The sequence below is a fragment of the Streptomyces sp. NPDC014864 genome (genome assembly GCF_043081525.1).
Classification (GTDB): Bacteria; Actinomycetota; Actinomycetes; order Streptomycetales; family Streptomycetaceae; genus Streptomyces.
The window spans coordinates 549,506-563,717 of sequence record NZ_JBIBWT010000001.1; the positions used below are offsets into that span (position 1 = coordinate 549,506).

Sequence of the window (14,212 nt, forward strand, 5' to 3'; positions counted from 1 at the left end):
GGGGAGTGATGTCGGATTTCGGAGATTCCCTCGGCCCCCTCGGGTACGCCGAACTGGGGCAGGCGCTGAGCGCGAGCAGCCGTGAGGGGTTCACCGGCGAGCTGCGGGTGTCCGGCCGGCCCGGCGGCACCTTCCACCTGCGCGACGGACTCGTCGTCGCGGCCGAGAGCCCCGGCGCGCCCGGGGCCACGGTCCTCCTGCTGCGCTCGGGCCGGCTCACCGGCGAGCAGTGGGCCGAGCTGGTCCGGGAGGCGGGCGGCGCGCCCTGGCCGGCGGCCGCCCTGATCGCGCACGGGCACGCGGGCGCCGCCCAGCTCAGGGTCATCTGCGTGATGGCGCTGCACGACGCGGCCTTCGCCATGGCGGCCGGGCCGGTCGACGGCTGGGAACGCGCCGCCGGCGGCGAGCCGCTCGCCCCGGTCGCGGTCGGCGAGCCGCCCACCCGCATGATGCAGGACGTGGGCCGGAAGCTGACCGCCCTGGCCGCCCTGCCGTACCCGGTCCGTCCCGACCGGGAGCGGCCGAGGCCCGCCGCCCGCCACCACGCCCGGGTCACCGAGCTGCAGCAGGAGCTGCTCGGTCACGCCGACGGCCGCCGCACCGCACGGGACCTCGCCTTCCGCACCGGCCGCGCGGTCTACACGGTCACCGTCGAGATGGGCCGGATGCTCGCCCGGGGCCTGCTGGAGTGCGCCGAGACGCCCACGCCCGTCGCGGTCCGGATACCGCCGCAGGTGCGGGTCGTCAGCCACCGCAGACCCCCGCCGCAGCCCCCGAGGCCGCCCGAGCAGACCGGCCCGCCGGTCTCCCTGCCCCGCCGCACACCCGGCGCCAGCGGCATCACCGAAGCCCTCACCCCGCGCAAGCACGGGGCGAGCTGGAAAGGCTTCTTCCGCCTGCGGAACGGATCCGCGAAATGAAGAACACGCACCCATGCCATATGTCATGTAGGGGAGTTGATTACGTGGATCACGAAGCCCTCGCGCTCGAAATGCGCGGGCTGCGCGAGCAGGTGACCGGAATCACCGACACGGCGGTCGCGGCCGCCGACGGCCTGCTCATCGCGGCCGACACCGCCGACTCGATCGAACCCGAGTCGCTGGCCGCCCTCGCGGCGGCCGGCCTCGGACTCGCCCGGCGCACCGCCGAGGCGACCGCGCGCGGGGTGCTGCGGCAGACGGTGACGTACGGCAGCCACGGCTGCGCCGCCTTCTACGCGGTCGGCGACACCGCCCTGATGGTCGTGCTCGGCGACGAGGGGATGGACGTCGACCGGCTGCACCGCGCGACCCGGCCCGCGCTGCGGCGCATCGACTCGATCCTGACCGAGAAGGCCCCCGAGGGAGTGTGAAGGGATGGCGACGAAGCGTATGACTGCCGGTTTCTCCGACCAGGTGATGGGCCTGGTCAAGTCCCTGCGGTCCGAGGCGCCCGACTGCCTCGCCGCGGGCGTGGTCGACATGTCCACCGGAATGCTGCTGTCCTACGAGACCGTGGACAACCACCCGCCGGAGGTCCTGGACCTGCTGGCGGGCGCCACCCTGGACCTGTTCCAGGGCCGTACGGTCGTGATGATCGAGGACGTCTTCAAGGAGCGCCGGGGCAGCGCGAGCGAGAACCACTTCTTCCAGGAGATCCTGGTCAACAGCGACAACCTGACCCACCTGTTCCTGCGGATGACCGAGCAGCAGGACGTCGTCGCCGTGGTGGTGTGCCGCAAGTCCGTCAACGTGGGCATGCTCTTCGCCCAGGCCCGGCGCGTGGTGAAGGAGTACGGCCTCTGAGCGGGCCCGGCAGCGGGCCGGGCCCCTCCCGGCGAGGGGAGGGGCCCGGCGCGGCGGGCGCTACTCCGTCCGCAGCCCGTCCGGGCGCATCAGCCGCAGCAGCGGCGGCAGGCTGAGCAAGGTGACCACGAGGACGACGGCCGCGCCGATGCCGGTCATCGTCAGCACGCTCGCCCAGTCCACGCCGACCGTGGCGTCCGTCATCCGCAGCAGCACCGCGCCCAGCGTCAGCCCCACCACCGACGCCAGCAGCAGGCCCAGCGTGATCGGGACGGCCGTCTGCCACAGCACCGACAGGCTCAGCGTGCGCCGCCGGGTGCCGAAGGCCACCAGCGACGACAGCAGCTTCCTGCGCTCGCGCAACTGCTCCAGCTGCGACACCAGCAGGCTCGCGCCGATCAGCGCCAGCACACAGGCGGCGCCGACGAACAGGCCGGTGCGGATGGAGGTGAACTTCCTGGACTGCTCACTGGCCGCCCACAGCATCGGGTCCGCCGTGGGGGCGACGCGTGCGGTGGTGTTCCGTACGTACTCGACCGCGTCCGGCACCGACCGGTCGAGCGAGAGGTAGATCTGCCCGACGACCGACGTCTCGGCTCCCGGGGGCAGCGCGCCCGGGGTCATCAGGAAGCCGCCGTGGCGCACCCCGGTCGGGTCCTTGACCGACCGGGCCGGCTTCAGCCCGTGCGGTACGGTCCAGGCGACCTCCGGGACCGCGCGGGGGCCGGCGTAGGACGGGTCGAAGAAGAGCTTCCTGCCGGGCTCGGCCAGCGCCGGGGTGTCGGTGTCGTACTCGCCGCCGCTGACGACGAAGAGGTCGCCGTCCCGGCAGGAGGGCAGCGCCGCCACCTCGCGCAGGGACGCGCAGTCCCCGACGGTCACCTCGGCGGTGCGCTCCGGCCCCTTCGTCCAGGACGCGTCGCCGAGGCTGCCCCCGTACAGGGCGGTCACCCCGCGCACGCCCCGGGTGCCGGCGAACTCCCGCGCGGCCGGGCCGGTGCGGACCCCGGGGGGCAGGTTCACCTGCATCTGCGCCCGCGACAGGTCGTTGCGGGAGGCCTTGGTGTAGTCGCCCTGCACACCGGCGAACAGCATCTGCAGCGCGATCGCCCCGGCCACCGCGACCGCGATGCCGTTGACCGTGCGGGCCGCCGTGCCGCTGCTCAACTGAAGCCTGCGCACGGCCAGTTGCCAGGCCAACGGGCCGGAGCCGAGCCGGGCGACCACCGTCTCCACGATCCACGGCAGCAGTGCGGTCACGCCGACCAGCAGCAGGACGACCCCGCCGGTCACCAGGTACTGGTTGAAGTCCCCGCCGGTGCGGCCCTGGCCGGCCATCGGGGAGAGCATCCCGAGACCGCCGAGCGGCGGCAGCAGTCGCCACCACAGCCGCCGCCGCGCGGGCTTGGCGGTACGGACCACGCCGAGTGGCTCGATCACCACCCCGCGCAGCGCGAACAGGGTGACCAGCACCGAGGCCGCCGGGACCGCGACGGCGACCAGCAGCGCGAGCCCGGGCGAGGGGTTGAGGTAACCGGGGAAGACGCTGATGTCGAGGATCTCGACCGAGCCCGCGATCTGCCGGCCGGTCAGGAAGAAGACGGTGCCGAGGACCAGGCCGAGCAGGGAGCCCGCGAGCGCCTCCCCGGCCGCGATCCGCCGGGCCATCCGGCTGTCGGCGCCGATCAGCCGCAGCGCGGCCAGCCTGCGGTCGCGCCGCTCGCCGCCGAACCGCACCGCGGCCGCGATGAACACGGCGACCGGCATGAGCAGCACCACGAAGACGACCAGCACGAGCAGGATCAGCACTGGGTCCGTCCGTTCGGACGTCGGACGCGGCTCGCCGTACTCGCTGATCCGGGCCACCGTCGAGCGGTTGATCAGCGGGGCGAGGTGCTCGGCGCCCGCGTAGTAGGCCAGTTCGTGCGAGCCGATCAGGCCGCGCTCGCCGATCGTCCCGGTCACCCGGTACGGCAGCCGCTCCCGCAGCAGCTTCCCGGCGTCCGAGGCGAGGAGGTCCCGCAGCGCGGGGGAGACCACCATCTCGCCCGTCGCCGGGTAGGCCGCCACGCCCGGGGGCAGCGGCGCCCGCGCGCCCTCGGGCTCCACCAGCCGCCCGCGGACGTCCTTGTCGTGGTAGCGCGTGTCAACGTCCGCGATCACCAGGGTGTCGTCGGCCCTCAGCGGTACCTTCTGGCCGTAGGTGTAGTCCTGGCGCGCGGCCTCCCGCGCGTGCCGGGCCGCCAGCGCGTTCGGTATCGCGGTGGTCAGCAGCAGCAGGGCCACGCCGAGCCCGACACCGACCGCCGTCAGCAGCGCCCGGACCCAGCCCTCGCGTCCGCCGGTGAAGGCGAACCTGACCCCCATGCCCAGGTCCCTGGTCCTCCCCCAGGCTCTCGGCTCCCCCCGAGCGGGGAGGTGCCCCCGTCGCGGGCTCATACGATCCGCTCCATGTCCCGCGACCTGCCGTCCCGGACGACGATCTCGCGGTCGGAGTAAGCGGCCACCCGCGCCTCGTGGGTGACGAGCACGACGGCGGCGCCCGCGGACCGGGCCGCGTCGGTGAGCAGTTCCATCACCCGCTCGCCGTTGAGGGAGTCGAGCGCGCCGGTCGGCTCGTCGGCGAACAGCACCCGCGGCCCGGTGACCAGCGCCCGCGCCACCGCGACCCGCTGCCCCTGACCGCCGGAGACCTCACCGGGCCGCTTCCGGCGCAGGTCGTCGACCTCCAGCCGCTCCATCCACGCCAGCGCGGCCCGCTCGGCCTCCTTGCGGGAGGTGCCGTTCAGCCGCAGCGGCAGGGCCACGTTCTCCACGCAGGTCAGCTCGGGCACGAGCTGGCCGAACTGGAAGACGAACCCGAACTCCGAGCGCCGCAGCGCGCTGCGGCCGGCGTCGCTCATCGCCGACAGCTCCCGGCCGTCGTACGCGATCGTCCCCGAGTCGGGGGTGACGATCCCGGCGAGGCAGTGCAGCAGTGTGGACTTGCCGGAACCGGAGGGGCCCATCACGGCGACGACCTCGCCGGGGTGGATGGAGAAGTCGGCGCCGTCCAGCGCGGTGGTGGGCCCGTAGGCCTTGCGCAGGTTCTCGGCGGTGAGCAGGGAGCCGGGGGGAGGTGCCGTACGGGTCATGCGGTCACCGCCGCACGGAGCTTCTCCAGGCGGGCGGCGGTCAGCTCCAGCCAGCGCAGGTCCGCTTCCAGGTGGAACAGCGCGTGGTCGCAGATGAGCTGGTCGGCCAGGTCGCCCTTGCGCTTGCGGTCGGTGAGGATCCGCATGCCGCGCAGGTGCTCGGCGCGTTGCGTGTCGAGGATGTCGGAGGCGTCGCGCCGGGTGAGCAGCGCGAGGACGACCTTGGTGTAGAGGGTCGACTGCAGGTACGGCTCGGGCTTCTCCGGTGTGGCGAGCCACCGCTCGACATCGGTGATCCCGGCCTCGGTGATGGCGTAGCGCTTGCGCTCCGGGCCGTCGCCCGCCTCGATGCCGTCGACTTCGACGAGCCCGTTGCGCAGCAGCCGGGACATCGTCGAGTAGACCTGGCCGTAGTGGAGCGGCCGGTCGTGACCGAACTTCTCGTCGAAGGCCCGCTTGAGGTCGTAGCCGTGGCGCGGCCCGGACTCCAGGAGGCCCAGAAGGGTGTGACCGATGGACATGGCCGCACTCTACACACGGTGTATACGTCGCGTGTATACGCGCCGTGGCCGACCGGTGGCGGCGGGTACGGCGGCACAGGTGGGGGCCGATTGTCACGGTTCTGCTACTGAGGCCGGGACGGGCCGCCGGGCGGGCGGCCGCGGCGGGGCAGCGGGCCCGCCTCGCCCGGCAGCCGGCCCGCCTCCGCGAGGGCGCGGCGCAGCAGGAACTCGATCTGCGCGTTCGCCGACCGCAGCTCGTCCGACGCCCACCGGGCCAGCGCGTCGTACACGGACGGGTCCAGCCGCAGCAGCACCTGCTTGCGCTGCCGCGGCCGGCGCTCGGGGGCGGGCCCCTCGGCGGGATCCGTCACTGGTAGAGCGTCCCGGTGTTGAGGACGGGCTGCGGCGCCCGGTCCCCGCACAGCACCACCATCAGGTTCGACACCATCGCCGCCTTCCGTTCCTCGTCCAGCTCCACGATGTCCCGCTCGGCGATCCGGGCGAGCGCGGCCTCGACCATGCCGACCGCCCCGTCCACGATCTCCCGCCGGGCCGCCACGACCGCGCCGGCCTGCTGCCGCTGGAGCATCGCCGAGGCGATCTCGGGAGCGTACGCGAGATGCGTGAAGCGCGACTCGATGATCGTCACGCCCGCCGTCTCCACGCGTGCCTGCAGTTCGGCGGCGAGCTTCTCGGTGATCTCCTCGGCGTTGCCGCGCAGCGACAGCCCGTCCGCCTCATGGGCGTCGTAGGGGTACTCGATGGCGATGTGCCGCACGGCCGCCTCGGTCTGCGTGGCGACGAACGCCAGGTAGTCGTCCACCTCGAAGGAGGCCTGCGCGGTGTCCCGCACCTTCCACACCACCACCGCGGCGAGCTCGATGGGGTTGCCGTAGGCGTCGTTGACCTTGAGCACCGGGGTCTCGTGATTGCGCACCCGGGTGGAGATCTTCTCCCGGGAGGTGAACGGGTTCACCCAGCGCAGCCCGTCCTCGCGGATCGAGCCCCGGTACCGGCCGAAGAGCTGCACGACCCGCGCCTCGCCCGGCGCCACCATGTTCAGGCCGCTCATCGCGAGCAGTGCGGCGACGCCGACCAGCACGCCCACGACGATCAGCCCGGCCTTGGGGCCGTCGGCTGTGACGACGGCGGCGGTGGCGATCATGGCGGCGGCGACCAGCAGCCCGAGCAGCCCCAGCAGCAGGGCGAAGCCGCCGCCGATGCTGCGCGCCGGGAACTCCCGCACACGCGGCGCGGGCATCTCGGGTATGTCGGCGGCGGGTGCGTGGTCGTGTGCGGACATGGGGTCCCCCGTTCTCCTGCGGCTCGAAGCGGTCGACGGGCGGCCGCTCTCATTGGTCTAGCTAAGTGATAACACTTTTTCTGTTCCTGGCAACCCTTGGCGCCTCCCGTACGTCGGTTTCGTTGGGGCGGGTGCTGATTGTCACGTCCGTAAAAGAGCGGATCGCCCCCTCTTTGTCATAGACGGCGGTGTTAGCTTTGCGAGCTGATCTCCGTCACCCACGCGAGTGACACCCGAGCAGGAAGCGGAGCGGACGGACCCATGGGACGAGCGGAAGAACGACGAGCGCGACAGCGTGGTGGCCACCGCGCGGCGCTGGCGCAGCCCTCGTCGCGCGGAGACGTCGGACCGGGCAGGGGCGGCATACGCCGGCTGTTCACCTGGAAGAGGATCCTCGGCACGTTCCTCGGCCTGTGCCTGCTGGGCATCGGCGGGTTCATCGTGCTGTACCTCGTGGTGCCCATCCCCAAGCAGGGCAACGAGGCCGCCCAGCGTGAGAGCAACGTCTACAAGTACAGCGACGGCTCGATCCTGGCGCGCGACGGCGAGGTCAACCGCGAGAGCGTGGACCTGGCCAAGGTGCCGAAGAAGGTCCAGCTGACCTTCGTGGCCGCCGAGAACAAGACCTTCTACCACGACTCCGGAGTCGACCTGAAGGGCACGGCCCGCGGACTGATCAACACGCTCAGCGGCAAGGGCGCGCAGGGCGGCTCGACGATCACCCAGCAGTACGTCAAGAACTACTACCTGAACCAGGACCAGACCGTCACGCGCAAGCTGAAGGAACTGGTCATCTCGCTCAAGGTGGACCAGAAGCTCAGCAAGGACGACATCCTCAAGGGCTACATCAACACCAGCTACTACGGGCGCGGCGCCTACGGCATCCAGGCCGCGGCCCAGGCCTATTACCGCGTCGACGCCGACCGGCTCACCGTCGAGCAGGGCGCCTACCTCGCGGCCCTGCTCCAGGCGCCGAGCCAGTACGACTGGGCGGCCGCGACGCCGACCGGCAAGAAGCTGGCCCGGGCCCGGTGGAACTACGTCCTGGACAACATGGTCGAGGAGCGCTGGCTGGATTCCGCCAAGCGCCGGGCCATGAAGTTCCCCGTGCCCAAGGACCCCAAGGGCGCCCCCGGCCGGGAGGGCCAGAAGGGCTATCTGATCGACCTCGCCAACAAGCAGCTCGAACAGAAGCTGATGAAGGACGAGGGCATCACCCCGTCCCAGGCGGAGGCCGAGGTCGAGGGCCGCGGCTGGACCATCACCCTGAACGTGGACCGGAAGAAGCAGGCCGCGCTGGAGAGGGCGGTCAAGGAGCGGCTGACCAGCAAGCTGGAACCGAAGAAGCGCACCGTCGACGCGGCCGTCCAGGCCGGCGCCGTCTCGGTCGACCCGAAGACGGGCAGGATCGTCGCGCTGTACGGCGGCAAGGACTACTTCACGCACTACACCAGCAACGCGACCCGGGACGACTTCCAGCCCGCCTCCACCTTCAAGCCGGTGATCCTGGCCGCGGCCCTGGAGGAGGGCGCCACCACGCAGGACGGCCGCCCCATCGGCGCGAGCACGATCTACGACGGCACCAGCGGACGCCAGGTTCTCGACCACGGCCGCAGGGTCGGCTTCGGCCCGCCCAACGAGGACAGGACCGACTACGGTCCCATTCCCGTCCAGACGGCGATGAACAAGTCCGTCAACTCCGTCTTCGCGCAGATGGGCGTCGACGTGGGCATGGAGAAGGTGATGGAGGTCGCCGGCAAGCTCGGCATGGACACCAAGGGGATGCAGCCCGTGCCCGCCCAGACCCTGGGCTCCATGGGCGCCAGCCCGCTGGAGATGGCCGGGATCTACGCCACCCTGGACAACCACGGCAGGAAGGTCACTCCGAGCATCGTCAAGGAGGCCGAGCAGAGCAGCCGCGTGGTCAAGCCGGCCGACCCGATCGGCGACCAGGTGATCAGCCGGGAGAGCGCGGACACGGTGACCTCGGTCCTGACCGGCGTGGTCGACGACGGAACGGCGACGACGTCGGTGGCGGCCAACCCCGCCCGCGACGGCCAGCAGGTCGCCGGCAAGACCGGCACGTCCGACTTCGACCGGTCTGCCTGGTTCACCGGCTACACCCCCGACCTCGTCACCTCGGTCGGCCTCTTCGGCGAGCAGCCCAAGCCGCCGTACCGGCACGTCGGCCTGACGGGTGCCACGGGACTCCTCCCGGGCACCGGCCGCGTCAACGGCGGCGGCTACCCGGCGCAGATCTGGGCCGACTACACCTTCGGGGTGACCAGCAGGGCGGCGTTCGACCTCGAGACCACCCAGGGCGCGGCCGTCCAGCCCACGCCGACCCCCTCGGACACGCCGTCGCCGTCGCGGACGCCGTCGCAGTCCCCGAGCACCAGCGCGCTGCCGACGTCCGAGGCGCCGAGCCGGACGCCCAGCGCCACGCCGTCGCAGTCGCCGTCCAGGACTCCCACGCAGACACCGACCCAGTCCCCGACGACGAAGGTGCCGACGGTCGGTACGAGCGACAAGCCGTTCGACCCGGGCGGTCAGCAGAACAGCGGACAGTGAGCGACGAGTGAGGGGCACCCGGCCGGACCGGGTGCCCCTCACTCGTGCGCGGCGCGGCGGCCGGGGGCGCTCCTACCGGGGTGCGGCCGCCGTAGGAGGCCGGATCAGCCGCCGTTGATCTCGGCGGCGATCCGGTCGCCGATGTTCTTGTCGATGTTCCGCCAGTACTGCAGCGCCCGGTCGAGCACCGGACGGGACACGCCCTGCCGGAGGTGGCCGACGACGTTGGAGACGAGCCGGTCCCGGGCCGCGTCGTCCAGCACCTCGCGGACCATCGTGCCCGGCTGCCCCCAGTCGTCGTCCTCGCGGTGCGGCTTGTACGCCTCCCGTACGAGCTCGCCGGCGGTGTGCCAGCTCGCGGGCTCGCCGAAGCGGCCGAAGTCCGCCGCGGGGCCGCCGTAGGAGTTCGGCGCGTAGGGCCGCGCCGCCTTCGACGGCTCGTACCGCATGGGGCCGTCCTTGGCGTAGGAGTTCACCGGCGCGTGCGGGCGGTTCGGCGGCAGCTGGGCGTAGTTCGGGCCGATCCGGTAGCGGTGGGTGTCCGGGTAGGAGAACAGCCGGCCGAGGAGCATCTTGTCCGGCGAGGGGCCGATGCCGGGCACCATGTTCGACGGCTCGAAGGCGGCCTGCTCGATGTGGACGAAGTAGTCCTCGGGGTTCTTGTCGAGGACCATCCGGCCGACCTCGATGAGCGGGTAGTCGCCGTGCGGCCACACCTTGGTGAGGTCGAAGGGGTTGAAGCGGTAGTCCGCCGCGTCCTCGAACGGCATGATCTGGACCTTCAGCGTCCAGCTCGGCGCGTTCCCGGACTCGATCGCCTCGAACAGGTCGCGGCGGTGCTTGTCCGCGTCGGAACCGGCCAGCTCGTCGGCCTCCGCCTGGGTGAGGAACTCGATGCCCTGGTCCGTCTTGAAGTGGTACTTGACCCAGAACCTCTCGCCACCCCCGTTGATCCACATGTAGGTGTGCGAGGAGTACCCGTTCATGTGGCGGTAGGTCCTCGGGACGCCCCGGTCGCCCATCAGCCAGGTCACCTGGTGCGCCGACTCGGGGGAGAGGGTCCAGAAGTCCCACTGCATGTCGTTGTCGCGCAGACCGGTCACCGGGTGGCGCTTCTGGGAGCGGATGAAGTCCTGGAACTTGATCGTGTCCCGGACGAAGAAGACGGGGGTGTTGTTGCCCACCATGTCGTAGTTGCCGTGCTCGGTGTAGAACTTCAGTGCGAAGCCCCGCGGGTCGCGCCAGGTGTCGGGGGAGCCCTGTTCGCCGGCCACGGTCGAGAAGCGCGCCAGCATGGGCGTGCGCCTGCCGGGCTGGAAGAGGTCGGCCCTGGTGAACTGGCTGACGTCGTTGGTCACTTCGAAGAACCCGTACGCGCCGCTGCCCTTGGCGTGCACCACGCGCTCGGGGACCCGTTCCCGGTTGAACTGGGCCATCTTCTCGATGAGGTAGTGGTCCTGGAGCAGGATGGGGCCGTCGGGTCCGACGGTGAGCGAGTGCTCGTCGCTCTCCACCGGAACGCCGACGTTGTTCGTGGTGTACGGGGCCTTCTGGGGTTGCTGCGTCACGAGCGTCCTCCCGGCTTGAGAGAGTCATCAGGTCGCTTCGCTCACCCCAGCAGTCAACTCCGCCGCCGTGACGTCGGCAACATTTGGACAAAGTCCAGATCGAGTCCCAATCCGGGGTGGCCCCGGCCGCGTACCCCTCAGCCCCGGTTCAATTCGAACCAGACCACCTTTCCCGTGCTCAGCCGGGTCGCGCCCCAGCGCCGGGCCAGCCGGTTGACCAGGTAGAGACCGCGACCGCCCTCGTCCGTGGCGCGCGCCTGCCGCAGCCGCGGCAGCTGCGGCACGTCGTCGCCGACCTCGCAGCGCAGCACGTCGGTGCGCAGCAGTCGCAGCGTGATCGGACGCGAGGCATAACGCACCGCGTTGGTGACGACCTCGCTGACGAGCAGCTCGACCGAGTCGGTGAGCTCCTCCAGGCCCCAGCGGGTCAGCGCCCGGCGGGCCAGCCGGCGGGCCCGGCCGGGGGCCGCGTCCTCCGGCTCCAGGAACCAGTACGCCACGTCGCTCGGCGCGATCCCGTCGAAGCGGGCGGCGAGCAGCGCGATGTCGTCGTCCCGGTCGCCCGGGCCGAGCATGTCGAGCACCTCGTCGCACAGCGCCTCCAGCGGCGGCGGGTGGTCGGGTCCGGTGAGCTGCGCGGTCGTGGACAGCTTCTCGCGCAGCTGCTCTATGCCGGTCCACACGTCCCGCAGCCGCGACTCCACCAGCCCGTCGGTGTAGAGCAGCAGGGTCGCGCCGGCCGGCGCGTCCAGCTCCACCGCCTCGAAGTCGACCCCGCCCACGCCGATCGGCGCGCCCGGCGGCACCCGCAGCACCTCGGCCCGGCCGCCCAGATGGAGCAGGACGGGGGGCGGATGACCGGCGTTGGCGATCGTGATGCGGTGCGAGACCGGGTCGTAGACGGCGTACAGGCAGGTCGCCATGCGGTCGGTGCCCAGGCGCTGCGCCTGCTCGTCCAGGTGGTGCAGCACCTCCTGCGGCGGCAGGTCGAGCCCCGCGAGCGTCTGCGCGGTCGTACGCAACTGGCCCATGATCGCCGCCGACGTCATGGAGTGCCCCATCACGTCGCCGACCACCAGGGCCACCCGGCTGCCCGGCAGCGGGATCGCGTCGTACCAGTCGCCGCCGACCCGCGCCGTCTCCGCCGCGGGCAGATAGCGGGAGGCCAGCCGCACGCCGGTCGGCCGGGGCAGGGTCTCGGGCAGCATGGTGCGCTGCAACTCGTCGGCGATGTACGCCTCACGGCCGTACAGCACCGCCTTGTCGATGCCGAGCGCGCTGTGCGTGGCCAGCTGGGCGGCGACCAGCAGATCGTCCGGCTCGAAGGGCAGGCGCTCCGGACGGCGCAGGAACAGCGCCGCGCCGATCACCCGGCGCCGGCCGCGCAGCGGCGCGAGGATGGCGCGCTGCCCGTCGGGCACGGACAACTCCGATGCCTCACCCAGGAGTTCGTCCAGCGCGGCGCGGGCCGCCGAGGCGTCCGTGAACACCGGCCGCACCCCGCGCAGCACCTCGCCGAGCGCGCTGCCCGCCCGCACCTCGCACAGCTCGTTGGTCACCACCGACAGCTCCGACGGCTGCTCCGGGGCCGGGACGGGCAGGAACCCGTTCTCCGTGTCCCGCTCCGCCGGTATCCGGTCGGTACGGCGCAGCCGCAGCACCAGCGGGCCGACCGGCCGTTCGTCGCCCACCGGCAGCGGCTCGCGGAGATAGACCAGGATGGCGTCCGAGAAGGTCGGCACGGTGGCCCGGCACAGACCCATGACGATCTCGTCGAGATCCATGCCGCGCGCGATGCGCCGCGTGGCCGCCCCGACGAACCGCAGCCGGTCCCCGTCCCGCCGCATCGGCAGCGGACCGCCGTTCGGCAGCCGCTGCCCGGTGCGCCGCTCGCCGCCCGGCCGCTCCGGCGCGGAACCGGTCCTGGCGCCGGGCTGCTCCGGTACGTGGTCGACGGCCTCCGGCGCGGGACGCGGCCGGTGGGTGTCCGGCTCGGCGGCCGAGGGCTGGGCGTGCTCCGGTCCGTTGCCCGGGGCCAGGGGCGCGCCCTGGCCGGTGACCGGGCCCGGGGGCGGCGGGCCGGCGGGGCCGCCGGAGGCCGCCGGCTCCCGGCCCGTGCCGCCCGGCGCCGTCCTCGGGCCCGGTGCCGGACCCGAGGACGGTTCGCCGGTGCGGGCCTGTACCGGTAAGGCGGCGGCGCCGGAGGCGCGCGGCGGCGTGGAGGTATGCAGGAGCGCCCCACGGCCGTCCGCGGGGTCCACGCCCGCCTGGGGGCGCTCGAAGGAGGTCGGCTGCTCCGTCACGCGTGTCGAATCCGTCCGTCCGGGGCTGCGCGCCGCGCGCGCAGATGGTCCCGCCGAAGACCCGATACCCGGAATGCGTGTCCCGGGAACGGATTTCCGGCGTGGTCAGAGGCTGCTCCTGTGCCACCGGCGGACCGCCTGCGGCCCGCACGGGTGTTGCCGTGGTACCCCTCGCTCACGTCCTGCCGCCCCTCGGTGACAATCGGTCAGACTCGTTTCGCGCTCGCGGAGTTGTGCCTCCGCATCCTTGCGGAGGACGATCCTACGTTTTGTGCCCCGGGGCGCATCAAGGGTCTCATGAGGACACGTACGCGGGAGTACGGTCCCAGTCCTCCGGCAGTGACGGTACCGTCCAGGACGGATCCGGGCGCCAGTGCTGCCAGCCGTCGGCGAACGGCGGGCCCCAGACGCCGATGAGCTCCACGGCGGCCCGCCCGGCCGCCCTGACCCGCTCGGCCTGGGACGCGTCCATCAGGCCGTCCCGCTGGGCCTGCGCGAACTCGTCCTCGTCCCGCCAGTGCCAACTGCGGTCCGGGTGCACGGAGATGTCCAGAAAGTGGTCCTCGGAATCGACCCCGCCCGCCCAGCGGGCCAGCGGCTCCTCCAGATTCACGTACCAGTTCTTGAACCGCCAGCCCGGCTCCCAGAACAGCCAGACCGACCAGGGGTCACCGGGCCGGGCCAGCTTCAGCACCCCGGTGCCGAACCAGTGGTCGCGCTGCACCGCCCGCGGCTTGGTGTACCGCGACGCGAGGGGCTCGACGTGCACGGGCGTGCCGTCGGCGAGCACGGGCTTGACGCACTCGGTGCCGGGCGCCATCCACACGGCCAGCAGCTCCGGGTCGTCACGGACGACGGTCACGGGACGCGCGATGTGGAAGCGCGTGCCGCCGTTCTCCCGGTACCGCCACAGGATCCGGCTCCCGGGGGCCCAGTAGGCCGTCGCACCGCCCGTCTTCACGTCTCTCACCGCTCCGTCGTCCGTCATGCACAGATATTAGGTGTCCCCCACAGACGACGCTGCGGCGCGCGTCACGGTTCACGGC

General features: G+C 72.3%; 12 protein-coding genes. 4 read left to right on the forward strand and 8 right to left on the reverse strand.

Translation table 11 applies throughout. From position 1 onward, the window contains the following. Positions 1-8 precede the first annotated feature (8 nt). The 3 genes from ACF1A5_RS02650 (at position 9) to ACF1A5_RS02660 (ending at position 1,784) form a co-directional block, all read left to right on the forward strand. Complete coding sequence (locus ACF1A5_RS02650) at positions 9-920, forward strand: MarR family transcriptional regulator (protein WP_392190975.1); 912 nt, start codon at positions 9-11, stop codon at positions 918-920. Between the two features lie 71 nt (positions 921-991). After that, the gene (locus ACF1A5_RS02655; RefSeq protein ID WP_392191204.1) at positions 992-1,351 is read left to right on the forward strand and encodes a roadblock/LC7 domain-containing protein; all 360 of its coding nucleotides are present in this window, start codon (positions 992-994) and stop codon (positions 1,349-1,351) included. A gap of 4 nt (positions 1,352-1,355) precedes the next feature. Next, entirely contained in the window at positions 1,356-1,784 is a 429-nt protein-coding gene (locus ACF1A5_RS02660) for a hypothetical protein (RefSeq protein ID WP_392190976.1), read from the forward strand. Positions 1,785-1,844: 60 nt separating this feature from the next. Here ACF1A5_RS02660 and ACF1A5_RS02665 read toward each other — a convergent pair whose 3' ends face one another. The 5 genes from ACF1A5_RS02665 to ACF1A5_RS02685 form a co-directional block, all read right to left on the reverse strand. After that, positions 1,845-4,151, reverse strand: coding sequence for an ABC transporter permease (locus ACF1A5_RS02665; RefSeq protein WP_392190977.1), 2,307 nt, complete (start codon positions 4,149-4,151; stop codon positions 1,845-1,847). A 68-nt stretch (positions 4,152-4,219) separates the two neighbouring features. Next, a complete protein-coding gene (locus ACF1A5_RS02670) occupies positions 4,220-4,918 on the reverse strand; it encodes an ABC transporter ATP-binding protein (protein ID WP_392190978.1) in 699 nt (232 codons plus the stop codon). Beyond that, a complete protein-coding gene (locus ACF1A5_RS02675) occupies positions 4,915-5,439 on the reverse strand; it encodes a PadR family transcriptional regulator (RefSeq protein WP_392190979.1) in 525 nt (174 codons plus the stop codon). Before ACF1A5_RS02675 ends, ACF1A5_RS02670 begins: the two co-directional genes overlap by 4 nt. Positions 5,440-5,543: 104 nt before the next feature. Then, positions 5,544-5,843: a hypothetical protein gene (locus ACF1A5_RS02680; RefSeq protein WP_392190980.1), complete on the reverse strand. Its 300-nt coding sequence runs from the start codon at positions 5,841-5,843 to the stop codon at positions 5,544-5,546. Next, positions 5,789-6,724, reverse strand: a complete 936-nt coding sequence (locus ACF1A5_RS02685; protein ID WP_392190981.1) for an SPFH domain-containing protein — start codon at positions 6,722-6,724, stop codon at positions 5,789-5,791. The genes ACF1A5_RS02680 and ACF1A5_RS02685 overlap by 55 nt, the downstream gene beginning before the upstream one ends. A 261-nt stretch (positions 6,725-6,985) precedes the next feature. Here ACF1A5_RS02685 and ACF1A5_RS02690 point away from each other — a divergent pair, with 261 nt between their 5' ends. Further along, positions 6,986-9,295, forward strand: a complete 2,310-nt coding sequence (locus ACF1A5_RS02690; RefSeq protein WP_392190982.1) for a transglycosylase domain-containing protein — start codon at positions 6,986-6,988, stop codon at positions 9,293-9,295. A gap of 104 nt (positions 9,296-9,399) precedes the next feature. On the opposite strand, the gene ACF1A5_RS02695 is transcribed toward ACF1A5_RS02690, so the two are convergent. The 3 genes from ACF1A5_RS02695 to ACF1A5_RS02705 form a co-directional block, all read right to left on the reverse strand. Continuing rightward, positions 9,400-10,863: a catalase gene (locus ACF1A5_RS02695; protein ID WP_392190983.1), complete on the reverse strand. Its 1,464-nt coding sequence runs from the start codon at positions 10,861-10,863 to the stop codon at positions 9,400-9,402. A 137-nt stretch (positions 10,864-11,000) separates the two neighbouring features. Beyond that, the gene (locus ACF1A5_RS02700) at positions 11,001-13,166 is read right to left on the reverse strand and encodes a SpoIIE family protein phosphatase (RefSeq protein WP_392190984.1); all 2,166 of its coding nucleotides are present in this window, start codon (positions 13,164-13,166) and stop codon (positions 11,001-11,003) included. 295 nt (positions 13,167-13,461) lie between these two features. After that, positions 13,462-14,154 carry a DUF402 domain-containing protein gene (locus tag ACF1A5_RS02705; RefSeq protein ID WP_392190985.1) on the reverse strand — a complete coding sequence of 231 codons (693 nt, stop codon included), beginning with the start codon at positions 14,152-14,154 and terminating at the stop codon, positions 13,462-13,464. Between the last annotated feature and the right edge of the window lie 58 nt (positions 14,155-14,212).

Coding starts and splice junctions, on each gene's coding strand:
- ACF1A5_RS02650 (WP_392190975.1), top strand. CDS start 9: ATGTCGGATTTCGGAGATTCCCTCGGCCCCCTCGGGTACGCCGAACTG.
- ACF1A5_RS02655 (WP_392191204.1), top strand. CDS start 992: ATGCGCGGGCTGCGCGAGCAGGTGACCGGAATCACCGACACGGCGGTC.
- ACF1A5_RS02660 (WP_392190976.1), top strand. CDS start 1,356: ATGGCGACGAAGCGTATGACTGCCGGTTTCTCCGACCAGGTGATGGGC.
- ACF1A5_RS02665 (WP_392190977.1), bottom strand. CDS start 4,151: ATGGGGGTCAGGTTCGCCTTCACCGGCGGACGCGAGGGCTGGGTCCGG.
- ACF1A5_RS02670 (WP_392190978.1), bottom strand. CDS start 4,918: ATGACCCGTACGGCACCTCCCCCCGGCTCCCTGCTCACCGCCGAGAAC.
- ACF1A5_RS02675 (WP_392190979.1), bottom strand. CDS start 5,439: ATGTCCATCGGTCACACCCTTCTGGGCCTCCTGGAGTCCGGGCCGCGC.
- ACF1A5_RS02685 (WP_392190981.1), bottom strand. CDS start 6,724: ATGTCCGCACACGACCACGCACCCGCCGCCGACATACCCGAGATGCCC.
- ACF1A5_RS02690 (WP_392190982.1), top strand. CDS start 6,986: ATGGGACGAGCGGAAGAACGACGAGCGCGACAGCGTGGTGGCCACCGC.
- ACF1A5_RS02705 (WP_392190985.1), bottom strand. CDS start 14,154: ATGACGGACGACGGAGCGGTGAGAGACGTGAAGACGGGCGGTGCGACG.